Below are 23,540 nucleotides of genomic sequence, written 5' to 3'. Positions count from 1 at the left end.
AATACCACCACAATTCCTCAGTCGGGATGCCCATTTCGGCCATGCGTTCTTCCAGTTTTTCCAGTCGTTCTTCACGCTGTGAGCCGCCTACGATCTCACCGATACCCGGGAACAGGATATCCATTGCCCTAACGGTTTTACCGTCGTCATTCTGGCGCATGTAGAATGCCTTGATCTCCTTCGGATAGTCGGTCAGGATAACAGGTTTTTTAAAATGTTTCTCAACCAAATAACGTTCGTGCTCCGATTGCAGGTCGGTTCCCCAACCTTCAACCAGGTAAGTGAACTTTTTCTTTTTATTCGGGGTCGATTCTTTTAATATATCAATCGCCTCAGTATAAGTAAGGCGTTGGAAATCATTATCCAAACAGAACTGCAATTTCTCGATCAGCGTGTTTTCCGAGCGCTCGTTTTGCGGTTTCTGTTTCTCTTCTTCCGCCAAACGTTGGCTCAGGAACTCAATATCCTCAGCATTGTGTTTCAACACGTGGCTGATGAGGTATTTTAAAAATTCCTCAGCCAGGTTCATGTTATCTTCTAAATCATAAAAGGCCATCTCCGGCTCAATCATCCAGAATTCAGCGAGGTGACGTGTCGTGTTGGAGTTTTCGGCACGGAAAGTTGGTCCGAAAGTATAGATATCACTCAGGGCCATCGCACCCAACTCACCTTCCAGCTGACCGGATACAGTAAGATTGGTAGCGCGACCGAAGAAGTCCTGTTTAAAATCAACATCCCCGTTTTCCTGTCTCGGTGGGTTTGCCAGGTCGAAATTGGTCACATGGAAAGTCTCGCCCGCACCTTCAGCATCCGAAGCGGTGATGATTGGCGTATGCAGGTAAACAAAACCGCGTTCATGGAAAAAGGTGTGCACTGCGTATGATAAACTGTTACGCACACGGAACACCGCACCGAAAGTATTGGTACGGAAACGCAGGTGAGCAATCTCGCGCAAAAACTCCAGGCTGTGTTTTTTAGGCTGAAGCGGGTATTTTTCAGGATCGCTGTCGCCCAGTATTTCTATTTGTTTTGCTTTAACTTCTACCTTCTGACCTTTACCTAATGATGCTACCAGTTCGCCAACGACGCTGATGGCAGCGCCGGTAGTAATGCGTTTCAATAAATTCGGGTCAGTGTTTTCAAAATCAACCACGATCTGGATATTGCTATTGGTCGAGCCATCATTTAAAGCGATAAACTGATTATTACGGAAGGTACGTACCCACCCTTTAACCGTTACTTCAATGTTGGTTTGCTCGCTCTCAAGCAATGCTTTGATCTTTGTGCGCTGACTCATAATAATGATATTTTGAGGCGCAAAAATACGATTATTTGCTGTTTGTCTGAACCTTAATTTGTAGAATTTAAGGCGCTAATTATAGAACTTCCTTGTCTGTGCTCTCTGCGTTTTTTCCTTTGTGATCTCTGTGGTTAATCGATTTAAACCACAAAGTTCACAGAGGTTTTGCACTGAGGAACACAGGGCAGGATTTGATTCGATAATTCTGATTCAGAAAATTACCTTTGAGCAATGAACCCGAAAGCCAGCCTCATCATCGGCATAATTTGCATTTCCTTCTCACCGATATTTGTCAAACTTTCCGTTGCACCTGCTATTACCTCGGGTTTTTACCGTATATTTTTCGCCTGGATACTTTTGGCGCCATATTGCATCGTCAAAGGCCAATTGAAAATAGACCGGAAAGATTTACCAATTGCCTTATTAGGTGGGGTAGTATTCGGAGCCGATATAGCTGTGTGGAACCTTTCGCTGATGAAGATAAGCGCGACCATTTCAACACTGATCGCCAACCTTGCACCACTTTGGGTTGGGTTACTGAGCTTCTTAATACTTCGCAAAAAATCCGGGGCTTCATTTTGGATAGGCACCTGGATAGCCATTTTTGGTATGGTGGTTTTGGTAGGTTACCAACAGATATTTCATCTGCAATTCAATATAGGGTTAATTCTCGCTTTAATAGCCAGTTTGTTTTATGCAATCTATGTCATGATCACCAAAGGCATTTTACAAAGGGTCACGACGGTCACTTTCATGTTCTACAATATGCTGAGTGCATCGGTCTTTTTGTTTCTGATCTCGATATTTCAGCATAACGAAATGCTTAATTTCCCCACTTCGACCTGGTTATATTTATTAGGGATGGGATTGATTTGCCAGTTGGTTGGTTGGATCACCATCAATTATTCATTGAATTATCTGGATGCGACCAAAGTTTCCGTTGCCTTACTTAGCCAAACCGTGATTGCAGGTTTCTGGGCAATGCTCCTGCTGGGCGAGAAGCTTGAGTTTAAGGAAATTGCAGGCAGCATTATCGTATTAAGTGGAATTGCTGTTACATTTTTGAAGTTAAATAGTGCACAGAAATAGTTTTCTATTGGTAAACTATGTATCTTTGTATAGATGAATGTTATTGCTAAACCTACAATAATTTATTATACTAAGAAATATCCGGTTGCAGCAACAGCATTATTGTCGTGGTATAAAGATATCCTGGAGGCAACATTTCATAGTTTTAATGAATTAAAAAGTGTTTATCAAAATGCAAGTATTGTGGGCAATAACCGTGTTGTTTTTAACATAAAGGGAAATTCATTCCGTTTAATTGTTTCTTTTGACCTGAAGCGGCAGGCGTTATATGTGATCTGGTTTGGAACGCATCACGAATATGATAAGATTGATGCTGCAACAGTGCCATACATAGAAATATAATTTCCATGAAGAACAAGCAGAGCCAGCTTGTAAAAACGGGCAAAAATTATGATCAATAAATGGAAAGTATTAAAAACAGAAGTCGAATATAAAGCGGCGTTAAAAAGAAGCATTGAACTTTTTAATGCTGACGAGGGCACTCCGGAAGGTGAGGAACTGGATCTGTTGCTATTATTGGTAAAAGATTATGAAGGCCGTCACTATCATATTCCGGATCCGGATCCAATCGAAGTAATAAAGTTAAAGTTGGAAGAAAAAGGCTTAAAACAAAAGGACCTGGAACCGATCATCGGCTCAAAAGGTTATGTATCTCAGGTACTATCGGGGAAAAAGGAGCTGACGCTGAAAATGGTTAAAGGGCTCCATCAATTTTTGGGTATATCCGCCGAAATATTTTTAACAAACAGCAAATAATTCAAGTTTTATGATCACCAAAACCACCATCGACCGCATAATGGAAGCCATCGACATTGTCGAGGTGATCGGTGAGTTTGTGCAATTAAAAAAACGCGGGGCTAATTATGTTGGTCTTTCCCCTTTCGCTAACGAGCGTACCCCGTCATTTACTGTATCTCCGGCAAAAGGTATTTTTAAGGATTTTTCATCAGGGAAAGGTGGGTCTGCAGTTACTTTTTTGATGGAGCTGGAGAAGTTTACCTATCCTGAGGCCCTGAAATGGCTGGCCAATAAATACGGCATCGAGGTTGAGGAAACCGTCGAATCGCACGAAAATAAAGAAGAAGAAAATCACCGCGAAAGCCTGATGATCGTCAGCGCGTATGCGGCAAAATTCTTTCATGAAAGTTTATTGAATAGCGAGGAAGGACAGAATATTGGCCTCAGCTATTTTAAAGAACGCGGTTTCAATAACGAAACGATAAAGAAATTCGAGTTAGGCTATTCACCTGATCAGTGGGAAGCTTTTTCGAGTCAGGCTTTAAAAGAAGGTTACCAGGAAGAGTTTTTGGTAGAAAGCGGCTTGTCGGTTAAGCGCGATAATGGCGGACTATATGACCGTTATCGTGGCCGGGTAATGTTTCCAATTCATGGCTTTACCGGGCGGGTAATCGCCTTTGGCGGACGGACATTGAAGACGGACAAAAACGTCCCAAAATATGTCAACTCGCCTGAGTCGGAGATCTACCATAAATCCAATGTTTTATACGGACTTTATTTTGCCAAAAAGGCGATAAGGGACGAGGATAATTGCTATCTGGTAGAAGGTTATGCCGACGTATTGTCTGTTCACCAGGCGGGGATAGAAAATGTAGTAGCCTCATCAGGTACTTCGCTTACCGTTGAGCAGATCAGACTGATCAGCAGGTTCACCAAAAATATTACTATCCTGTATGACGGTGATGCCGCCGGTATCAAGGCATCCCTGCGTGGGTTGGATATGATCCTGGAAGAAGGTTTGAATGTAAAAGTGGTACTGTTCCCGGATGGCCATGATCCGGATTCGTACGTTCGGAGCGTTGGTACCAATGCTTTCAAAAACTATATCGATCAAAACAGGAAAGACTTCATTATCTACAAAACCGATATTCTTTTAAAAGAAGCAGGTACCGATCCGATAAGACGAGCAGAAGTGATTCGCGAAGTTGTGGAAAGTATCGCTAAGATTCCAGACTCGATCAAGGCATCGGTTTTTATAAAGGATTGTAGCCATATCTTACAGATCGATGAGCGTGCATTACTTTCTGAGCTTAACAAAATGCGTCTTGCTAAGTCGAAAAAAGATGCGCAGCAGGGAACAAAGCAGGCTGAGATAGTTGAGGAATTCCCGGTTGAAGATATCCCATTCGAAAAACCTGTTAGGGAAGATTATTCACAGGAGAAGGAAATCATCCGTTTGCTATTGTTATATGGCAGCAGAATGATTGATTGGGATGGCATCGCCAATACTTATATCGGACCGTTTATGATAGCCGAACTGGGGGATGTGGAGTTTGAGCATAGCCCGAGCAAAAAGTTTGTAGAGCTATATAGCAAAGAGGTGGAAAATGGCGTGTTGCCCGATGAACAATTATTCATTCACTACCCTGACAAAGAAATAGTTGATTTGACAGTCACACTATTAGCCACCAAATATACGTTAAGCGAAAACTGGTACGAGATGCACAAGATTTTGGTGCCGGATGAGCAGGTGAATATGAAGGCAACTATTTTAGGGGCGATATTTCACTTGAAAAAACATAAAGTGGGCAAGATACTGGATAACCTGCGTACTGAATTACAAAAGGCCGAAGGGGATGAGAATACTGAAATTTTGCTGACGCAGTATATGCAAATGAAAAAGGTGGAGAAAAGTATTTCGGACTATTTAGGCTCAGTGATCATTAAATAATGGCTGTACACCTTGACCTTGGTCGCAAAGGCGAAAGTTTGGCAAAAACATTCCTGGAGGGTTTGGGTTACGAGATATTGGATGAGAACTGGACGCATGGAAAGGCAGAGGTTGATCTGATAGCTTATAAAGACAGAATGATCATCTTTGCCGAAGTAAAAACCAGAACAGGCAACGGATTCGGTGAGCCGGAAGATTTTGTAGACCTGCGCAAGCAAAGGTTATTGGCCGATGCTGCGGATGAATATATTTACCTGATGGATCACCAGGGCGAGGTGCGGTTTGATATCATATCCGTTTTATTTGACCGGAACGAAAATTATACACTAAAACATATTGAAGATGCCTTTTGGCCATCTGCCGATTAAACTATGAGAAATAATACCATCCTGCTTTTAACAGCAGTTGCTATGCTGGCTTTTGGTTGCGCCGGCTGTAATAAAAAGCCCGAATCTGCTGGTTTATCAATCACCCCCGAAGCCGGTACCAGCTACAAACAAGGACAAGCCGTCTCAGTAAAACTGAGCTATCCTGCAGATATCAAACCTGATTCTATCGTTTACTTGGTTGATTCCACACGGTTTGCATCAAAAAAAGACTCTTCGGCAGTTAGCCTTAAAACGGATTCGATGCGTTTAGGGCCAAGGGTTATCACCGTCAAATTATACCAGGGTGGTAAGAGTCAGGATGCGTCAACCAATATCGTATTGCTTGCACCTAAAGCACCAGAGCTTTATACCTATAAAGTTGAAAAAGTTTATCCTCATGATACGAGCTCTTACACCGAAGGCTTGTTGTACCAGGATGGCTATTTATATGAAAGCACCGGAACTAAAGGACAATCTACTCTGCGTAAAGTAAATCTTGAAACGGGTAAAGCTGTGCAGGTGGCCAAACTGGATACGCAGTATTTTGGGGAAGGCAGTGCCATTATCGGCAACAAAATATTGATGCTGACCTGGAAAGATCCTAAAATGGCTTTGGTGTATGATAAAAATACTTTCAAGTTGTTGAGTACAGCCCCGAACAATGTGGGTGTTGAAGGCTGGGGTATGACCAACGATGGTACCAAACTTTACATGGACGATAGCACCAATCGCATCTGGTTTTTAAATAAGGATACTTATCAGCAGATAGGTTATATCGATGTGTACGACGACAATGGCCCGATTCAGGAATTAAACGAATTGGAGTATGTAGACGGAAAGCTTTATGCAAATGTGTACACCACCGACAACATCCTTGTGATCGACCCTAAAACGGGCGTTGTCTTACAAAAGATCGACATGAAAAATCTTTACCCGGAAAATCAACGTCCTAATGGTTTCGACGAAGGCAACAATGTACTAAATGGTATTGCATGGGACGCAAAAGGCAAGCGCATGTTTGTTACCGGTAAAAAGTGGCCGCATTTGTACCAGGTAAAGTTTATTAAAAAGTAGTTGGCGGTTTCCGGTTGGCAGTTTGCACCTTAAGGCTAACAACTTAACTACTCACTTAATCAACCATTCAACTATTCAAACAATCAACTAATTTAGCCTCATGATCTCTTTTGCTCATCGTGTGTTTATGGAAGTGGCTGCCAATTTGAGCTTCTCGAAGGCGGCGCAGGTGCTATTTGTTACGCAACCAGCTATCAGTAAGCATATCAAGGCTCTGGAAGATCAGTATAAAGTGCCTTTGTTTGAGCGTAAAGGGAATAGTATTTTGCTCACCGAGGCCGGCAAGCGTTTATATGAAAACTTACTCCAGGCTACCGAGATCGAGCGGAAGATAGAATATGATCTATCCATACTGAGCAATGTATCGCAGGCAGCAGGACATTTGCGTCTTGGTGCCAGCACAACTATCGCCTTATATATTTTGCCATCCATACTTTCTGGTTTTCAGCGTGAATATGCCAATGTGGATATACAATTGGTAAACCGTAACTCAGAGTATATTCTTAATGCCTTGCTGAACCATGAAGTAGATATAGGCATTATCGAGGTAGATAATAAACTGACTACTGTTTCCTACAATCCGTTTATGAGTGATGAGGTGATCCCGGTTTGCTCGTCAAAAAGTCCGCTTGCAGGAAAATCGTTGACGTTGAAACAGCTTTTGAAAACGCCTATTGCCTTGCGCGAGCGTGGATCTGGAACATTGAATGCCTTATTAAAAGCTTTATCTGATCACCATATCAAACCGGCTGATCTTTCAGTGAAGATAAGGCTTGGTGGTACTGAGGCACTGAAAAATTTTCTGCTGGCCGATCAATGTTTGGGCTTTATGCCACGACCATCTATTGTGCGCCAATTGGCAGAAGGCGACCTAGTAGAAGTACCAATTGAAGGACTAAAGATCACCCGAGATTTCTATTTCATCCGCCGCAAGGGGACGGAAGATTTCGGTCTGACCAGCAATTTTATGAAGTACGCTATGCAGTTTGTATAGATGTTGCCTTTCTGAAAAAATCGAAAACCATGCATTTTGCCAAATGTAGTTTATAGAAAGAAATTTAATTTTCAATCAATAAACACAAACATTATGGCAAGTTTAAATAATCGCAGGGTAGCGATCCTTACCGAAGAAGGATTTGAGCAGGTAGAGCTGACCAGTCCTAAACAGGCTTTGGAAGAAGCAGGAGCTAAGGTAGATGTAGTTTCTCCCAAAACCGGTAAAATAAAAGCATGGGATAAAACCAATTGGGGCATTGAGGTTGATGTAGATAGAAATCTTAACGATGTAAGTCCGGATGAATATGATGCATTGGTTTTACCGGGTGGTGTTTTGAATCCCGATAAATTGCGCCAGAATAAAGAAGCAGTGGCTTTTGTTTCGGCATTTCTGGATGAAGGTAAGCCTGTTGCAGCCATATGCCACGGTCCGCAAATGCTGATCGAGACAGGTATGATTGGTGGACGCACACTAACTTCTTATCCGTCTTTGGAAACCGACCTCAAAAATGCCGGAGCTCACTGGATAGACCAGGAAGTTGTAGTTGATAATGGGTTAGTAACCAGCCGACGTCCTGACGATCTGGAAGCATTTAACCGCAAAGCGATAGAAGAGATTGGTGAGGGGACGCATTATCATGCGTAAGTGTTTAGGGTGTCATGCTGAGCCTGTCGAAGCGTGGTGGGCGAAGGCCTTTACGCACTGCGTTTCGACAAGCTCAATGTGAGACCCGCTTTAACCATCAGCGAAAGCCCTCAATCAAAGTAATCAACGGTGTATATTTGCGCCATGCCTGCCAAAAAAGCTTTGATCATTGGTGCCGGGATTGCGGGGATAGCTGCGGCCATCCGCCTCGCTGTAAAAGGCTATTCGGTTGAAGTTTTTGAAGCGAACGATTACCCGGGTGGTAAACTGGCTGAGATAAAACAGGATGGCTTTCGTTTTGATGCTGGCCCAAGTTTGCTGACTATGCCGCGATATATTGACGAACTATTTCAATTGGCAGGCAAAGACCTATCTCAATTTTTTAGTTATCAAAAGCTGGATATTATCTGCAAATACTTTTACGAGGATGGCAGTCGCCTTACTGCCTATGCAGATGAAGAAAAGTTTGTTAACGAGGTAGATAAACTTACAGACGAAGGAAAAGCGCTTCAACAATACATCAAAAAAAGCAGCCGGATTTATGAGTTGACTGATCACTTATTTCTGCAACGGTCACTTGATCGCCTAAAAACATTTCTCAGTTGGAAAGCTTTTAAATCCTTGCTGCATTTTGGCGAGATCGATACATTCAGAACCATGCACCAGGCTAATAGCCAATTTTTTGAAGACAAGCGTTTGCGGCAATATGCAGACAGGTACGCCACCTACAACGGATCGAATCCTTACCAGGCGCCAGCGACATTGAACGTAATCCCGCATCTGGAGCAGCATTTTGGCGCTTATTTTCCGAAGGGAGGAATGTATCAGATTACCAACTGCCTGGTGGAATTGGCAGAATCTTTAGGCGTGAAATTTCATTACCGATCAAAAGTTGACGAGATCGTTTTAAAAGATAAAAGGGCTGTCGGCATTAGGGTAAATAATGAGGTGATTGAGGCGGATGTGGTTGTATCTAATATGGATGTGTGGTTTACTTATCATAAGCTATTGAGCCAATATTCGCAGTATCAGCTTAAAAAAACCCTTGAGCAGGAAAGAAGCAGCTCAGCACTTATATTTTATTGGGGCATCAAAAGAGAATTCCCTGAATTGGATTTGCACAATATCTTTTTCAGCGATGATTACAAGGCCGAGTTCGAGCACATCTGGCAAAAGCAAACCATTTATCACGATCCGACAGTGTATATCAATATCACTTCAAAATTTAAACTGGACGATGCACCGCCAGGCTGTGAAAACTGGTTTGTGATGATCAATGTGCCATTCAATAAAGGACAGGATTGGCAGCAGTTGATTGATGATGCGAGAGTTAATATTCTCAAAAAACTATCACGAATATTAAAGACCAATGTTGAGGAGTTAATCATTTCTGAATCCACTCTTGATCCGTGTTCTATTGAAAGCAGAACATCATCCTATCAGGGGGCTATTTACGGTACGAGCTCTAATAGTCGTTATGCAGCGTTTTTACGGCATGCCAATCGGTCATCCAAAATCAAAAACCTGTATTTCTGCGGAGGGAGCGTGCACCCGGGTGGTGGGATACCGTTGTGTTTGTTATCGGCGAAGATTGTGAGTGAGTTGATATACTAAAAGTGCGTTGTCATGCTGAGCTGGTCGAAGCATTGGCGGGCAAAGGCCTTTGCGCGCGACACTTCGACCATGCTCAGTGTGACACGCCCTCTACTTTTCGTTATTATCTTATCATCTCCGCCAAAGCCTCAATAAACTTTGGAGAATCATTCAGGCTTTCTACCAGCTGAACATGTTCACCGCCTAAGGCTTTAAACTCATCACCATATTCGGTGGTCACTTCATAAACTGTTTCGAGGCAATCGGCCACAAAAGCAGGGCAAAACACCAGCAGGCGTTTTTTACCTTCTTTGGCCATTTGGGCTACTACCTCGCTTGTATAAGGTTGAACCCATGGATCGCTGCCTAACCGCGACTGGAAGCAAACGGTGTATTTTTCTTTAGGAATATCTAGTTCTTCAGCAATCAGTTTTGCTGTATGGTATGACTGCGCCGAGTAGCAGAATTTGTTTTTATCAGTGAGCGTCTGACAGCAATCAGCCGATTTTAAGCAATGGTTATGTGTATGATCAGATTTGATCATCTGGCGCTGCGGCAAACCATGGAAACTGAACAAAATATGATCGTAAGTTTCGTGGCTATGCTTGCGTGCGTTATCCGCAAAAGTCTCGATCATCAATTTATTATCGTGGAACGAGTTTACAAAAGAGATAGTCGGACTCGTGGGCCATTGACCAATTAAACCCATCACTTTCTCATACACCGATCCTGTGCTTGCTGATGCATATTGCGGGAACATCGGGATAACCTGTATGCTATCTACCAAAGCTGTCTTCAATCGCTCTAATGCTGATTCGATGTTGGGGCTTTGATAACGCATAGCCAGTTCGACGATATAATCATCCCCCAGGCGTTTTTGCAATAATTGTTGCTGTAGCAGGCTATAATGCAATAAAGGCGAGCCCGTCTTTGGGTCCCATATTTTCTGATACAATTTAGCCGATTTTGGGGCGCGTGTAGGGACAATAATACCTTTAACCAGTAATGTACGCGATATCGGGTTAATGTCGATCACCCGGGGGTCCATCAAAAATTCACGAAGATATTTACGCACATCGGCAGTCGACGGACTGTCGGGTGTGCCCAGATTAACTAATAAAACTCCCTTTTTGCCCATATTGAGGCGCAAAAATAAAATAAATTTCTCCGCGACGGATTCCGGAGGTAAATTATTGCTAATAAATGAGAAAGGTAACAATGAGGATCATGCCATCAATTGAAATGTAGTGCGGGCCTTATCCGCCGATGCTTCGACCGGCTCAGCATGACAACGCTCTTTTATTAACGAACTTTAAACCGGGTGTCACACTGAGCCTGCCGAAGTGCGGTGCGCAAAGGCCTTAGTCCGCCAATACATTACTGGCGATAATAACAATAGTGTTTTGAGAATGGACTTTTAGAATTTTTCCAGTGCAGCTTTCACATCTTCCATCAGCCACATCGGGGTTGAAGTAGCTCCGGCAATGCCTACTTTATCACCCGGCGCGAACAGGGATTTATCCAATTCATCAGGCGATGAGATGAAATAAGTGTTTGGGTTATGCTTTCGGCAAACTTCAAACAATACCTTGCCATTGGATGATTTGCGGCCCGATACAAATACGATCTTATCAAACTTAGCCACAAACGCAGGCAGGTCTTTATCACGGTTGGATACCTGACGGCAGATAGTGTCATTCGCTTTTACCTCGTATCCACGTTCGATCAGTTTGTCTTTGATATCGTAGAATTTTTCGGTGCTTTTGGTAGTTTGGCTGTACAGGGTGATCTTTTGCGGAAGCTCAACCTCATCCAGTTCAGCAATATCCTGGAAAACTAAGGCTTCATTATTGGTTTGGCCGGACAGGCCTATCACCTCAGCATGACCATGCTTTCCGAAAATTAAGATCTTCTCGTTGCTGTCGTGGGAGGTTTTGATGCGGTTTTGCAGTTTCAGTACCACAGGACATGAAGCATCGATCAGCATAATATTATTTTCTAGTGCCAGGCGATAAGTTTCAGGAGCTTCACCATGTGCGCGAATCAATACTTTTTCGTTGCGCAGGTTCTTCAAATCATCATGACCAATGATGCGTAGCCCTTTTGCTTTCAGGCGTTCCACCTCTTCGTCGTTATGTACGATATCACCTAAACAATAAAGGTAGCCGTCTTGCTCCAAAATTTCCTCCGCCATGTCAATAGCATACACTACTCCAAAGCAAAACCCTGAATCCTGATCGATAGTTACCTTTAACTGATAATCGCCCATAACGCTGCAAATTTACACACGATTTTATGAATTAAGGAAAATATTAACTGCTTATCAAATGAAGCAGTCCAAAAAAGGCAAATTGAGTTAGAAGAAAAACGATAGCGACAATACTTTGCGGTTTGAATTTGAATGCTTCAAATACTAATAGCATCAGAAAACTGACCCCAAACCAGCACATATAATTTTTTAAAGGAATGACTGAGTTGGTCCAATGCCAGTAATCGAGATGAATAGCCACAGGCTCGATCAAAAGATCCAGTAAGACCAGCAGTAATGCCCCGATTAATGCTCTGATTAAAAAATTTTTCAATCGGCTGCGTTGCATGAAAACGCCGGTAGAATAGATCAGCATAAACCAATTGCAACCGATAATTAGGGGAACGCCCGATAGTTTAAGGCCTAAGGTGCCGCCATAATTATAATCGCCGAAAAGCCAATGTTGATGTATCCCAAGCCATTCAGCACTAAAGCCCAAAATGCAAATAATGAGGAAGAAAAATATAAAAACGGTATTTATCGGTTTGTGATTTAGCATGATCACCCCAAGCATCAGCAATAAATGAAATGGGACGATATACAAAAACAGTGGCCTGATAAATGGCACTGCCAAGCCTATTAGCCCCACTCCATGAAAGATAAGAATGATAGAAACAGCCCGTTTATTTGCTAATAGCTCCTTTTTTAACGGAAGCGGCTTCATATTTTACGGCCCTTCCAAACAGTAGTTTTGGTGAGGTGTTTTTGAATAGCCGAAAATGCGATAAGGACCATGCTAAACATTTGGACCGGATGCAGCACCACGTTTAAGGCGGCACTTTGTCCTGATTCCAGAGAGATCATGATGCGGGTAAGCAGAATTAAGCCGATCATCATTAGTATAAGCTGAAAGTTTAAAGTCATGATGACGATCATCGGACCTCCGATGAGCAGGATCAGGAAAATCAGGAAACTGAAAATATTATAGTTAAAAGCTGCTAAAAAATTCTTGCCGAAACCATTGATCGCTGTGTTATAACCTGTATACATGCGACAACTGATCATGCCATTGGCCAGCAGACTTTCTCCGTTGAACCCACGCACTTTTACTTGCTTCATGATCTCCACATCTTCTACGATCTTGTCCTTGGCTCCTTTATGCCATTCGTACTGGCGGTAAACTTCGGCATCGAATAACATAAATTGACCGCTTGCTGCAGCAACAGCGGGGTTTTTTGCCAGGTACACCAAACGTAACGGAAGCAAATTAAGCAACAGATAATGCATTAACGGGACCGTCAGCAACTCGCCTAAGGTTTTCATTTGCTGATTGGTAAACAGGCTCAGCAGGGCCAGCTTGCGGAAATGCATACGATGAACAGCGCTGTTGATCAGTCCGTCGTAGATCTGCTCATCTGCATCAAGAAATAATAAAAAATCTCCCTGTGCCTGTTTGGCTAACTGGTAGCAGGCATAATTTTTACCAAGCCATTGCCCGGTCAGTTCTTTGCCTTTGATCACCCTGAAAGCGGAATGCTTTACGGCAAACTCAGCACAGATATCGTAGGTATGATCGCTGGAGTCATCATCGAGGATGATCACCTCGTAATTGCTGTAGTCCTGCCGTTCGATGGACTTTAAAAGTGCAAGTATATTTTTTTCTTCGTTTCGTGCGGGGACGAGGATAGAAACCAGGCTATCATAATTCCTGGTGACGCGGCGCAGTTTGGGATCCGAAATAAAATTGAATATCGTTACGGCAAAGCGCAAAATGATGAAAAAGAAGGTTGCGTAGATGACGATGAGCACGTTTATATCACAATTTCGGTTTGCTGCAATTTAGCATTATCATAATGCATTTGATAGGCGTTTTTTAAATCTTCAAAATTTTTATCCGTGTAGAGTTCAACCTGCAAATAAACAGTTGCTGTAGGCTTTTTATGTTTCAGGTATTGAACAAAAGTTGCAGCGAATAATAGTTGAAATTTTCCCTGGGCTTTTTCCATCACCCGTGTCATCCCTTTTTCAAATTGAATTGTGTTTACAAAGTTGGAGTACAATTTCCCCTGTGGAAATATCAGCACGAGGTTTTGCGGATCGTTTAATAACTCAGCAGCATAATCCAGCGATTGCAGCATATCCCTTGATTGCTTATTGATTGAAAATGCTCCGCCGTATTTTACGTATTGAAATTTGACAGTGGTGTCCTCGCGAACCATCACGTAAAAATTCTTCTTTAACAATTTGCAACAAATGATGTAAAGAATAAGCGAATCCCAAAAACTAAAATGATTGGCAATAAGTAATATTGATTTATTTGGGTCGACATCAACCGGATCAAATTTCAGATCATGAAAATGACGCTTCACTATCCATGTGACATAATAATGCAATAGTTGGCGAATGAAAAAATTATTGCCGGGTTTTATCATAAATTATTTCGACATGGTATCCTCATTTTCAAATTTTCAAATCGCCGCATTTCCAAATCAGATCAATGCTCTGCATTTACCTGTTCCTTCAATCCTTTTTTATGATGCTCGTTGATCATAGCCTTTAATCTTTCAAAATCGAAATCATGGTTAGTGCCACAATTAAGAAACCGGAAATAGACGGACGGTTTCAAGCTCTCAAAATATTCAACAAAGGCTGAGTAATAAATGATCTGGCAATCGCCTTTGATCTTTTTAACGATATAATCGATGCCACGCTCGATATTGATCTTATCAATATGATTAGATTCCAATGCGCCCTGCGGAAAAACAGTGACCAGGTTATTGGGGTTATTAAGCAATTCTGCAGCGTATTGCAGCGACCTTACCACCTCTTTTGATTTTTGATTGATGGAAAAACCACCGACCCGGCTAAAGAACATCCTTTTTTGCAGATGGTCTTCCTGCATCATAATAAAGAAATCGCGTTTCAGATAATTATGAGCTAAATGCCCGGCGAAAAAGCCATCCCACCAGCTAAAGTGATTGCACAACAACAATATTGAGTGCCCAGGGAGTACTTCAACCTCATCATACTTTAATGTTTTAAAAGCTTTGAGCAGCCTGTAAGCCAAATATGGGGCGAACAGTTTTTTGATGAGCCGGTTGCTGCGCTGAGGTATCATTCAGACAAATCTAATAAAAAGCCTCACCTAAATCCTCTCCAAAGGAGAGGACTTTACCTCTCTACCTATTTTTACTCCCTCTCCCTTGGAGAGGGCCGGGGTGAGGCTAAATACTCGTCCAATGCAGGCACCACCAGCCAATGGCCTAGGGGTACCTCATGTATTTCCGCTTTGGTTAATTGATCTGTAAACGATTTGGCAGCTAATTTTGGGAACAATCTATCATCCCTGCCAAATATAATGGTGCATTTGATAGGATGCTGTTCGAACAATTTGATCACCTTGTCAGTGTCTGGTTGCAGCCTGCGTATCAGGTTGAGCGTGTAATACACATCCAGGCGTTTTTTCTCAGTATCGATCTCGTTATAGGCGATATTGTATAGGCTGTCATCAATAAACCGCAATCGTCTTAAGGTTTTTAATAGTGACGGAGTCAACCATTTGCTTTTGGTAGCATTACGGAAAAAGTATTTGCCGATGGGTTTGTTTGTAAGAAAATCAAAGCCTTTGTAAACTGATAAGCCATCTGGTGCCATTAGAATGATCTCGTCAATCCACTCAGGAAACTCTTCCAACAGGATTAAAGCCAATTTTGCCCCGATGGAATAGGCCATGAGCGATATCTTTTGCTTTCCATAAACTATAAACCACTCTTCCAGGTAGCTTTTTACGAGCGTTTTAGGCATGCCGGCGAGGATATGTTCTTCAGCCCAGCCTTCTAATTTACTTTCGCCATGAAAAAAATGATCGAAGCCGTAAACGCGGTATTTGGTCAAGATGGAATCCTTTAGTACATGGAACTGCTTCCCGGTCATGCCGTAGCCATGAAAGGCCAGCATCGGTTTATCGCCGCTGCCGTATTCATGATAATGTACCCTGCCTAGTCCGGGGATTTGTAGAAAGCCCATAACGGGCAATATTAAGGATAATGCTACATTAAAAAAATATTGTCATTTCGATGAGCAGCAGAGGTGAGTGGGTAAGGACGAAGAGAAATCTTCTCCGACTGCAAAGTCTGCTGATCGCTAGCAGAAGATTTCTCCTCATAGGCCAGCCTTTGCTCTCACGCATATTTGTCGAAATGACATGATTTATTATTCGGAAGTAAGATACTCCATAATCATATCCGTCGCGCCAGTATGATCTTTTACATACTTCTTGATCTTGGTGCTGATAGATTGATACCGCAATTCGTCTTCAGTCAAAAAGTCGAAGGTCTTCTTTAATCCATTTTCGTCAGTAATACTAAAACCGACTTGCAACGCAATTAAATCCTTAGCTTCTTTGAACTTATCGTAATTTGGGCCAAAAATAACCGGCAATCCGAACGCCGCAGCTTCGAGCGTATTGTGTATCCCAACGCCAAAACCACCGCCGATGTAGGCAATTTGTCCGTATTGATACAAAGACGACAGCATACCGATGTTATCAATGACCAGCGTTTGTGGTGAATAGTCAGTAGTGAGTTGTGAATGTCGTATCGATGAGTTGGCTGGTAATAACTCAATCAACCTATTGATCTTCTCATCTTTGATCTCATGTGGCGCGAAAATGAATTTCCAATCAGGATGATCAGTTGCTAGCTTTGCTAACAATTGTTCATCCTCTGGCCAGGTGCTGCCGGCTATGAAAGTTTTTTTGCCCTGCGTAAACTCAGCTATTGCCGGGAATGATTTCGGGTTTTGAGCATTGGCCCAAACCCTGTCAAAACGGGTATCGCCGCTTACAGAAACATAGCTGATGCCAATGCCCTGCAGCAGGTGTTTTGAATTCTCATCCTGTACAAAAAATCTCGTCACACAATTGAGCATTTTACGATGAAGGCCGCCATACCATTTAAAGAATATCTGATCAGGCCTGAATATTCCTGAAATGAGATATAAAGGGATTTCCCTTTCATGCAGCTCGTCAAAAAAGTGGTACCAGTACTCGTATTTGGTGAACACGGCTATAGCCGGATCGATAGCATCAATAAACTTCCGGGCGTTTGATTTTGTGTCCAGCGGAAGGTAATAAACGGCATCCGCATGAGGTGTATTTTTCCTGATCTCAAAACCAGAAGGCGAAAAAAACGTTATGATAATTTTTGTGTGGGGATACTTCTTCCGGTAGGCGATCAATACAGGCAGTCCCTGTTCATACTCGCCGAGGGACGCAAAGTGGAACCATGCGCTTTTGCTGAACTGCTTGTAGTCGGTGTTTTTTCGGCCATTGATCCAAAGTTTTGCTTTTTTATTAAAAAAAGAAGCAATAAATATCAAAATGAAATAAAACCGGATACCTAAGTTGTAAAACAGCAACATTGAGTTTGAAATTCTTACCTTCGCGGGGGTAAAAGTACTAACTATAAAAACATAAATAAGTATGAAACCATCATGGCTGCCGCTAAAAATTAAATAGCTATGATTGCTTCATATCCACCTAAAAAAATTATACTATGAAAATTGCTGTGGTTGGAACAGGTTACGTAGGGTTAGTTACGGGCACCTGTTTAGCCGATACCGGAAACCAGGTTATATGTGTAGATATTAACGAGAAAAAAGTACAGATGATGAAGAACGGCCAGGTGCCGATCTATGAACCTGGTCTCGAACAATTATTTAACCGGAACATCAATCAAAACAGGTTACATTTTACTACCAACCTTGCTGATGCAATTGCTGAAGCAAAGATCATTTTCCTTGCATTGCCCACCCCTCCGGGCGGTGATGGTGCTGCCGATCTGAGCTATGTACTTGGTGCTGCAAAAGATATTGCCAAACTGCTAAAAGAATATAAGGTCATCGTTACCAAATCGACTGTGCCGGTTGGTACTGCAGATAAAGTAACCGCCATTATGAAACAGCATACCGATGTAGAATTTGCTGTGGTATCCAACCCGGAATTTTTGCGTGAGGGTGTTGCCGTAGATGATTTTATGAAACCTGACCGCGTAGTAATCGGTACGGTAGATGAGCGCGCACGTAAGCTGATGGGCGAACTATATGCACCGTATGTGCGCCAGGGTAACCCGATCATTTATATGGACGAGCGCTCATCTGAGCTGACTAAATACGCAGCTAACTCATTCCTGGCTACAAAGATTTCTTTCATGAATGAGATCGCCAATATGTGCGAACTCGTAGGCGCTGATGTAGACATGGTACGCCGCGGTATTGGTGCAGATGACCGTATTGGTCGCCGTTTCCTGTTCTCAGGTATTGGCTATGGCGGCAGCTGTTTTCCTAAAGATGTACAGGCCTTAGCTATGTCGGCAACGGAAAATAACTATGATTTCAAAATACTCAACTCAGTAATGAAAGTGAACGAGATCCAGAAGAAACTACTGGTTGAGAAGGTAAAGAAATATTTTAAAGGCGATATCAAAGGCAAAAAATTTGCCATGTGGGGATTGGCCTTTAAACCTGAAACGGACGATATCCGCGAAGCGCCATCATTATATGTGATCGAAGAATTATTAAAGGAAGGCGCATCAGTAACTGCTTTTGATCCTGAGGCAATGAATAATGTAAAAGCACTATTGGGCGATAAGATCACCTATGCTGAAAACCAATATGATGCCCTTATTGGTGCTGATGCATTATTGATCGTAACGGAGTGGTCAGTATTCCGTACACCTGATTTTGAATTGCTTGAGAATCAACTAAAAAATAAAGTTATTTTTGATGGCCGCAACCTGTATGATCTGCAAAAGATGATCGATTGCGGATTCTACTACAACAGTATAGGCCGAAAAGTAATTGAATAATGGACAACCGTAAACGGGTACTGATAACAGGCGCCGCAGGCTTTTTGGGTTCGCACTTATGCGACCGCTTTATTAAGGAAGATTTTTATGTCATCGGGATGGATAACCTAATCACCGGTGACTTGCGTAACATCGACCACCTGTTTAAGCTCCCCAATTTTGAATTCTATCAGCACGATGTGTCCAAATTTGTGCACGTGCCCGGCGAATTGCATTATATTCTTCATTTTGCCTCGCCAGCCAGTCCGATAGATTATTTAAAAATCCCTATACAGACTTTAAAGGTAGGTTCGTTAGGTACGCACAACCTTTTGGGTTTGGCAAGAGGGAAAAAAGCACGGATGCTGATCGCCTCTACATCAGAAGTTTACGGTGACCCAACGGTTAACCCGCAGCCCGAAGAATATTGGGGCAATGTAAACCCGGTTGGCCCGCGCGGTGTGTATGATGAAGCTAAACGTTTCCAGGAGGCTATCACTATGGCTTACCATAACTTTCATGGCTTGGAAACACGTATTGTGCGGATATTTAATACTTACGGCCCGCGTATGCGTCTGAATGATGGCCGCGTACTACCCGCATTTATTGGGCAAGCTTTAAGAGGCGAACCATTAACCATGTTCGGCGATGGCTCACAAACCCGTTCATTCTGTTATGTGGATGATTTGGTTGAGGGTATTTATCGTCTGCTATTCAGTGATTATGTTTGGCCGATGAATATCGGTAATCCGGACGAGATCACCATAAAGGAATTTGGTGAGGAGATCATTAAACTTACCGGAACCGATCAAAAACTGGTGAGCAAACCCCTGCCGGTAAATGATCCTAAACAACGCCGTCCTGATATCACCAAGGCTAAGCAGATTTTGGGATGGGAGCCAAAAGTTCCCCGCAGCGAAGGTTTGAAAATTACTTATGATTATTTCAAATCACTTCCCGCGCAGGAAATTCAACACAAGGATTTTACCTATTACAACAAAAGATAATGTCGAAAATATTAGTTACAGGCGGCCTGGGTTACATAGGTTCGCATACAGTGGTCGAACTGATCAACGCGGGTTTTGAACCGGTGATCGTGGATGATCTTTCCAACTCGCAGCCTAAAATATTAGAGCAGATCACCAAAATAACAGGCAAACGCCCTGTATTTCACGAGCTTGACCTGAGTGATGAGAATGCTGTGGAAAACCTGGCAACCGCCGAGCCTGATATTGCAGGCATTATCCATTTTGCTGCTTTTAAGGCGGTAGGTGAGTCGGTTCAACAGCCTTTGAAGTATTATCGCAACAATATTTATTCGCTGATCAACTTGCTCGAAAGCTATTACGGCAAGCCGGTCAACTTTGTGTTTTCATCAAGCTGTACAGTTTACGGTCAGCCGGATGAATTGCCGGTTACCGAGCTGGCGCCTATCAAACCGGCGCAATCGCCGTATGGCAATACTAAGCAAATAGCTGAAGAAATTTTATTTGATACTGTATCGGCAGGATCAGCTTATAAAGTGATAGCACTAAGATATTTTAACCCGGTAGGTGCACATGAGTCAGCCTTAATTGGCGAGTTGCCTATCGGTGTGCCTCAAAACCTGGTGCCTTTCATTACACAAACTGCTATTGGCAAACGCGAAAAAATTACTGTTTTCGGTGATGATTATAATACAAAAGACGGTAGCTGCGTTCGTGATTATATCCATGTGGTCGATCTGGCAAAAGCACATGTGGCTGCTTTGCGGTTGATGGAGAAAGCAGAGTTTAAAGGTTATGATGTATTCAACATCGGTACCGGCAATGGCAATACAGTATTGGAGATCATCAAAGCTTTTGAAAACGCTACGGGAGAAAAATTAAATTATACAATTGGTCCGCGTCGCGCAGGCGATGTAGAGAAAGTATGGGGCAATGTATCCAAGGCAGAACAAAAATTGCATTGGAAAGCCGAGCTTGGTATTGATGCGATGATGTCATCAGCCTGGGCCTGGGAAAAGTACATTTCACAAAACCCTATCCAATAATTTTAGAATAAGAACATGCAGAAAATAGTTATTACGGGCGGAGCAGGATTTATCGGGTCGCATGTGGTGCGCCGGTTTGTGAAAAATTACCCGGACTATACCATTATAAATCTTGATAAACTGACTTACGCCGGCAACCTGGCCAACTTAAAAGATATTGAACATTTGCCAAACTATCGTTTTGTAAAAGGCGATATTACAGATACGGTTTTCATTGATGAGCTTTTTGAAAAGGAACAACCCGACGCAATGATCCATTTGGCTGCTGAGTCACATGTAGACCGCTCAATTACCAGTCCGCTGGAGTTTGTGATGACCAACGTAGTGGGCACAGTTACTTTATTAAATGCGGCCCGCAATTACTGGAAGGGTAAATATGATAAAACTCGTTTTTATCATGTGTCGACGGATGAGGTATATGGCAGTCTGGGCGAAAACGGTATGTTTACGGAGACTACCAATTACGACCCGCACTCACCCTACTCGGCATCAAAAGCAAGTTCAGACCACTTTGTAAGAGCCTATCATGATACTTATGGATTGGATACCGTAATCTCGAACTGCTCAAATAATTACGGTTCTTTCCACTTCCCTGAGAAATTGATTCCCTTAGCCATCAATAATATAAAACAAAATAAACCCGTTCCCGTATATGGGAAAGGGGAGAATGTGAGAGACTGGCTTTGGGTAGAGGATCACGCACGGGCCATCGACCTGATATTCCATAAAGCAAAGGCCGGAACGACTTACAATATCGGCGGTCATAACGAATGGAAGAATATCAACCTGATCCGTTTGCTTTGCTCTATTTTAGATAAGAAACTGGGCAGGGCAGAGGGTGAATCAGCAAAATTGATCACATTTGTAACGGATCGTGCCGGGCACGATCTAAGATATGCTATTGATGCTACCAAACTAAAAAATGAATTAGGTTGGCTTCCAAGTATTACTTTTGAAGAAGGATTGGAGAAAACGGTTGATTGGTACCTGGCCAATGAGGAATGGCTGACCGATGTAACATCGGGACATTACCAGCAATATTATAATGAACAGTACACTAACAGGTAATAATGTTTAGTTTTTTTAAGAAGAAAGATACCCTCACTTCGGTGAACTATGAATCGATAGCGGTTGATATGCATTCGCATGTCCTGCCGGGAATTGATGATGGTGCGCAGGATGTAAGCCAGTCCATTGATCTGATCGTACGGATGATGGAATCGGGTATCAAAAAGATCATTGCTACGCCTCATGTAATGGCCGATTACTATCGGAATACACCCGAGACCATTGGCAATGCGCTTGCTATCTTAAAAACAGAACTAAAAAGGCAGATGATCGATATCGAAGTAGAGGCTGCTGCCGAACATTACTTCGATGAAACCTTCGAAGCCCGTGTAAACGAGCATAGGTTGCTTACTATGGGCGATAACTATGCACTGTTCGAGCTTTCATTCATTAGTTTACCTATGAATGTTATAGGCGTAATACAACGAATGAAGGAATTGGGTTACAAACCTATCCTCGCTCACCCTGAAAGATATTCTTACCTGGATATCGAACAACTAAAAAACCTGCGCGACTGGGGCTGCGACCTGCAGATCAATACCATATCATTAACCGGTTACTATGGCAAAGACGCCAAAAAAATGGCCGAAGCTATGGTAGACAATGAAATCGTAGATTTCATGTCGAGCGATATGCACCATTTGCGCCATGCATCAGCCTTTAAAAAGGCGCTTGATACTTCTTATGTACAACGTTTGCTGCAAGATTATCCGCTGAAGAATACACTTTTAAAATAGAAGCAAGAGTCAAGAATCAAGAGCCAAGACTTTCTTTTTTCTTGACTCTTGCTTCTGTTCCATACTAATTTTTCACTATCGGATCCTGCTTTGTGGCTTTATCTCCTTCTTTTGAAGAGTCCGTTGGTTTTGTTGTGTCTTTAACCGGTTCTTTAACGGTGGTTGTCGCAGTAGCATCAGTTGGCTTTTGTTTCAGTGAATTTAACTGAGCGGTTAAGGTATCATTTTTACTGGTCCATTCTTTTTGCTGTGCCTGCAATCCACTCAGATCTTTATTTAACTGGGCTATTTTGGATGCCTGGCTTTCGACAGTCATGTTCCTGGTAATAAGTGCATCCTTCAGACTGTCAACTTTATTTTCAAGTCGTTGTATCTCTTCATCGTGGGCATCTTTTGTGCCCTCCATCTTTGCTAATTTTATTTGTGTTTGAACTAAACTTTCGTTTTTAGCAGATAATTGCTTTTGAAGACTGTCTACCTTTCGCGTTAGATCTTCAATTTTTTCCTTTTTGCTTTGTGCAAATGCATTGGTCAACCCTAACATTACCATGCAAATCATCATGACAACTAATTTTCCCCTTTTCATATCAATTAAATTTAGTTAACACACCTATAATTGCTATCTATTCATTCAAAACCAGTGCGTTAACCAGCCGAAATGAATGGAAATACCGGATGAAAATTTAGGAGGTTTTATTACAAGGACTCAACACTTTAACATATACAAAAATTTTATTGTTTAAAGATTTGTAAGTTTTATTTCGGAAGTCGGAAGTCGGAAGTCGGAAGTCGGAAGTCGGAAGTCGGAAGTCGGAAGTCGGAAGTCGGAAGTCGGAAGTCGGAAGTCGGAAGTCG

General features: G+C 42.4%; 24 protein-coding genes. 14 read left to right on the top strand and 10 right to left on the bottom strand.

The window, feature by feature from the left end; translation table 11 throughout:
- Positions 1-1,297: asparagine--tRNA ligase (gene asnS, locus VIM89_RS19230; RefSeq protein WP_488157808.1), on the bottom strand; the 1,297-nt coding region annotated here is incomplete at its 3' end.
- A 234-nt stretch (positions 1,298-1,531) separates the two neighbouring features.
- On the opposite strand from asnS, the gene VIM89_RS19225 reads away from it, so the two are divergent.
- From VIM89_RS19225 to crtD, 9 genes are all read left to right on the top strand, one after another.
- Positions 1,532-2,389 (top strand): DMT family transporter, encoded by an 858-nt coding sequence (locus tag VIM89_RS19225; protein WP_488157807.1) that lies wholly within the window; start codon positions 1,532-1,534, stop codon positions 2,387-2,389.
- A 33-nt stretch (positions 2,390-2,422) separates the two neighbouring features.
- A complete protein-coding gene (locus VIM89_RS19220; RefSeq protein WP_488157806.1) occupies positions 2,423-2,731 on the top strand; it encodes a type II toxin-antitoxin system HigB family toxin in 309 nt (102 codons plus the stop codon).
- Positions 2,732-2,779: 48 nt separating this feature from the next.
- Positions 2,780-3,145 carry a helix-turn-helix domain-containing protein gene (locus VIM89_RS19215; RefSeq protein WP_488157805.1) on the top strand — a complete coding sequence of 122 codons (366 nt, stop codon included), beginning with the start codon at positions 2,780-2,782 and terminating at the stop codon, positions 3,143-3,145.
- Positions 3,146-3,155: 10 nt separating this feature from the next.
- Positions 3,156-5,078 carry a DNA primase gene (gene dnaG / locus VIM89_RS19210; protein ID WP_488157804.1) on the top strand — a complete coding sequence of 641 codons (1,923 nt, stop codon included), beginning with the start codon at positions 3,156-3,158 and terminating at the stop codon, positions 5,076-5,078.
- Entirely contained in the window at positions 5,078-5,446 is a 369-nt protein-coding gene (locus tag VIM89_RS19205; RefSeq protein ID WP_488157803.1) for a YraN family protein, read from the top strand. Before dnaG ends, VIM89_RS19205 begins: the two co-directional genes overlap by 1 nt.
- Before the next feature lie 3 nt (positions 5,447-5,449).
- The gene (locus tag VIM89_RS19200) at positions 5,450-6,520 is read left to right on the top strand and encodes a glutaminyl-peptide cyclotransferase (protein WP_488157802.1); all 1,071 of its coding nucleotides are present in this window, start codon (positions 5,450-5,452) and stop codon (positions 6,518-6,520) included.
- 100 nt (positions 6,521-6,620) lie between these two features.
- Positions 6,621-7,514, top strand: coding sequence for a LysR substrate-binding domain-containing protein (locus VIM89_RS19195; protein WP_488157801.1), 894 nt, complete (start codon positions 6,621-6,623; stop codon positions 7,512-7,514).
- Between the two features lie 93 nt (positions 7,515-7,607).
- Entirely contained in the window at positions 7,608-8,162 is a 555-nt protein-coding gene (locus VIM89_RS19190; RefSeq protein WP_488157800.1) for a type 1 glutamine amidotransferase domain-containing protein, read from the top strand.
- 144 nt (positions 8,163-8,306) lie between these two features.
- Complete coding sequence (gene crtD / locus VIM89_RS19185; protein WP_488157799.1) at positions 8,307-9,776, top strand: 1-hydroxycarotenoid 3,4-desaturase CrtD; 1,470 nt, start codon at positions 8,307-8,309, stop codon at positions 9,774-9,776.
- 103 nt (positions 9,777-9,879) lie between these two features.
- Here crtD and hemH read toward each other — a convergent pair whose 3' ends face one another.
- The 8 genes from hemH to VIM89_RS19145 form a co-directional block, all read right to left on the bottom strand.
- Complete coding sequence (hemH, locus tag VIM89_RS19180) at positions 9,880-10,893, bottom strand: ferrochelatase (protein ID WP_488157798.1); 1,014 nt, start codon at positions 10,891-10,893, stop codon at positions 9,880-9,882.
- Between the two features lie 279 nt (positions 10,894-11,172).
- The gene (locus tag VIM89_RS19175; protein WP_488157797.1) at positions 11,173-12,024 is read right to left on the bottom strand and encodes a 4-hydroxy-3-methylbut-2-enyl diphosphate reductase; all 852 of its coding nucleotides are present in this window, start codon (positions 12,022-12,024) and stop codon (positions 11,173-11,175) included.
- Between the two features lie 43 nt (positions 12,025-12,067).
- The gene (locus tag VIM89_RS19170) at positions 12,068-12,727 is read right to left on the bottom strand and encodes a carotenoid biosynthesis protein (protein ID WP_488157796.1); all 660 of its coding nucleotides are present in this window, start codon (positions 12,725-12,727) and stop codon (positions 12,068-12,070) included.
- Complete coding sequence (locus VIM89_RS19165; protein ID WP_488157795.1) at positions 12,724-13,812, bottom strand: glycosyltransferase family 2 protein; 1,089 nt, start codon at positions 13,810-13,812, stop codon at positions 12,724-12,726. Before VIM89_RS19165 ends, VIM89_RS19170 begins: the two co-directional genes overlap by 4 nt.
- Before the next feature lie 2 nt (positions 13,813-13,814).
- Positions 13,815-14,435, bottom strand: a complete 621-nt coding sequence (locus VIM89_RS19160) for a lysophospholipid acyltransferase family protein (RefSeq protein WP_488157794.1) — start codon at positions 14,433-14,435, stop codon at positions 13,815-13,817.
- A gap of 62 nt (positions 14,436-14,497) precedes the next feature.
- On the bottom strand, positions 14,498-15,121 hold the full coding sequence (locus VIM89_RS19155) for a lysophospholipid acyltransferase family protein (RefSeq protein ID WP_488157793.1): 624 nt from the start codon (positions 15,119-15,121) through the stop codon (positions 14,498-14,500).
- A 71-nt stretch (positions 15,122-15,192) separates the two neighbouring features.
- Positions 15,193-16,029, bottom strand: coding sequence for an alpha/beta fold hydrolase (locus tag VIM89_RS19150; RefSeq protein ID WP_488157792.1), 837 nt, complete (start codon positions 16,027-16,029; stop codon positions 15,193-15,195).
- A gap of 186 nt (positions 16,030-16,215) precedes the next feature.
- Complete coding sequence (locus tag VIM89_RS19145; RefSeq protein WP_488157791.1) at positions 16,216-17,424, bottom strand: 3-deoxy-D-manno-octulosonic acid transferase; 1,209 nt, start codon at positions 17,422-17,424, stop codon at positions 16,216-16,218.
- 134 nt (positions 17,425-17,558) lie between these two features.
- On the opposite strand from VIM89_RS19145, the gene VIM89_RS19140 reads away from it, so the two are divergent.
- From VIM89_RS19140 to VIM89_RS19120, 5 genes are read left to right on the top strand one after another with little or no spacing between them, the layout of a single operon-like run.
- Positions 17,559-18,869 carry a UDP-glucose dehydrogenase family protein gene (locus VIM89_RS19140; RefSeq protein WP_488157790.1) on the top strand — a complete coding sequence of 437 codons (1,311 nt, stop codon included), beginning with the start codon at positions 17,559-17,561 and terminating at the stop codon, positions 18,867-18,869.
- The gene (locus VIM89_RS19135; RefSeq protein WP_488157789.1) at positions 18,869-19,855 is read left to right on the top strand and encodes a UDP-glucuronic acid decarboxylase family protein; all 987 of its coding nucleotides are present in this window, start codon (positions 18,869-18,871) and stop codon (positions 19,853-19,855) included. The genes VIM89_RS19140 and VIM89_RS19135 overlap by 1 nt, the downstream gene beginning before the upstream one ends.
- The gene (galE, locus tag VIM89_RS19130; protein WP_488157788.1) at positions 19,855-20,880 is read left to right on the top strand and encodes a UDP-glucose 4-epimerase GalE; all 1,026 of its coding nucleotides are present in this window, start codon (positions 19,855-19,857) and stop codon (positions 20,878-20,880) included. Before VIM89_RS19135 ends, galE begins: the two co-directional genes overlap by 1 nt.
- A gap of 15 nt (positions 20,881-20,895) precedes the next feature.
- Entirely contained in the window at positions 20,896-21,948 is a 1,053-nt protein-coding gene (gene rfbB, locus VIM89_RS19125) for a dTDP-glucose 4,6-dehydratase (RefSeq protein ID WP_488157787.1), read from the top strand.
- A gap of 2 nt (positions 21,949-21,950) precedes the next feature.
- On the top strand, positions 21,951-22,685 hold the full coding sequence (locus VIM89_RS19120) for a tyrosine-protein phosphatase (RefSeq protein ID WP_488157786.1): 735 nt from the start codon (positions 21,951-21,953) through the stop codon (positions 22,683-22,685).
- Between the two features lie 64 nt (positions 22,686-22,749).
- Here the strand turns inward: VIM89_RS19120 and VIM89_RS19115 are convergent, their stop codons facing one another.
- Positions 22,750-23,271 carry a hypothetical protein gene (locus VIM89_RS19115; protein WP_488157785.1) on the bottom strand — a complete coding sequence of 174 codons (522 nt, stop codon included), beginning with the start codon at positions 23,269-23,271 and terminating at the stop codon, positions 22,750-22,752.
- Positions 23,272-23,540: the final 269 nt, after the last annotated feature.

Origin of the sequence: Mucilaginibacter sp. (genome assembly GCF_036568825.1) — a bacterium.
GTDB lineage: Bacteria > Bacteroidota > Bacteroidia > Sphingobacteriales > Sphingobacteriaceae > Mucilaginibacter.
This window is presented reverse-complemented; position numbering and strand designations above follow the sequence as displayed.

Excerpts from the sequence above, each read along its gene's own strand:
- VIM89_RS19150 (WP_488157792.1), bottom strand. The coding sequence starts at position 16,029 with ATGGGCTTTCTACAAATCCCCGGACTAGGCAGGGTACATTATCATGAA.
- VIM89_RS19175 (WP_488157797.1), bottom strand. The coding sequence starts at position 12,024 with ATGGGCGATTATCAGTTAAAGGTAACTATCGATCAGGATTCAGGGTTT.
- VIM89_RS19160 (WP_488157794.1), bottom strand. The coding sequence starts at position 14,435 with ATGATAAAACCCGGCAATAATTTTTTCATTCGCCAACTATTGCATTAT.
- VIM89_RS19195 (WP_488157801.1), top strand. The coding sequence starts at position 6,621 with ATGATCTCTTTTGCTCATCGTGTGTTTATGGAAGTGGCTGCCAATTTG.
- VIM89_RS19145 (WP_488157791.1), bottom strand. The coding sequence starts at position 17,424 with ATGTTGCTGTTTTACAACTTAGGTATCCGGTTTTATTTCATTTTGATA.
- crtD (WP_488157799.1), top strand. The coding sequence starts at position 8,307 with ATGCCTGCCAAAAAAGCTTTGATCATTGGTGCCGGGATTGCGGGGATA.
- VIM89_RS19135 (WP_488157789.1), top strand. The coding sequence starts at position 18,869 with ATGGACAACCGTAAACGGGTACTGATAACAGGCGCCGCAGGCTTTTTG.
- galE (WP_488157788.1), top strand. The coding sequence starts at position 19,855 with ATGTCGAAAATATTAGTTACAGGCGGCCTGGGTTACATAGGTTCGCAT.
- VIM89_RS19120 (WP_488157786.1), top strand. The coding sequence starts at position 21,951 with ATGTTTAGTTTTTTTAAGAAGAAAGATACCCTCACTTCGGTGAACTAT.
- VIM89_RS19115 (WP_488157785.1), bottom strand. The coding sequence starts at position 23,271 with ATGAAAAGGGGAAAATTAGTTGTCATGATGATTTGCATGGTAATGTTA.
- VIM89_RS19205 (WP_488157803.1), top strand. The coding sequence starts at position 5,078 with ATGGCTGTACACCTTGACCTTGGTCGCAAAGGCGAAAGTTTGGCAAAA.
- dnaG (WP_488157804.1), top strand. The coding sequence starts at position 3,156 with ATGATCACCAAAACCACCATCGACCGCATAATGGAAGCCATCGACATT.
- VIM89_RS19220 (WP_488157806.1), top strand. The coding sequence starts at position 2,423 with ATGAATGTTATTGCTAAACCTACAATAATTTATTATACTAAGAAATAT.
- hemH (WP_488157798.1), bottom strand. The coding sequence starts at position 10,893 with ATGGGCAAAAAGGGAGTTTTATTAGTTAATCTGGGCACACCCGACAGT.
- VIM89_RS19190 (WP_488157800.1), top strand. The coding sequence starts at position 7,608 with ATGGCAAGTTTAAATAATCGCAGGGTAGCGATCCTTACCGAAGAAGGA.
- VIM89_RS19140 (WP_488157790.1), top strand. The coding sequence starts at position 17,559 with ATGAAAATTGCTGTGGTTGGAACAGGTTACGTAGGGTTAGTTACGGGC.
- VIM89_RS19170 (WP_488157796.1), bottom strand. The coding sequence starts at position 12,727 with ATGAAGCCGCTTCCGTTAAAAAAGGAGCTATTAGCAAATAAACGGGCT.
- rfbB (WP_488157787.1), top strand. The coding sequence starts at position 20,896 with ATGCAGAAAATAGTTATTACGGGCGGAGCAGGATTTATCGGGTCGCAT.
- VIM89_RS19215 (WP_488157805.1), top strand. The coding sequence starts at position 2,780 with ATGATCAATAAATGGAAAGTATTAAAAACAGAAGTCGAATATAAAGCG.
- VIM89_RS19225 (WP_488157807.1), top strand. The coding sequence starts at position 1,532 with ATGAACCCGAAAGCCAGCCTCATCATCGGCATAATTTGCATTTCCTTC.
- VIM89_RS19200 (WP_488157802.1), top strand. The coding sequence starts at position 5,450 with ATGAGAAATAATACCATCCTGCTTTTAACAGCAGTTGCTATGCTGGCT.
- VIM89_RS19155 (WP_488157793.1), bottom strand. The coding sequence starts at position 15,121 with ATGATACCTCAGCGCAGCAACCGGCTCATCAAAAAACTGTTCGCCCCA.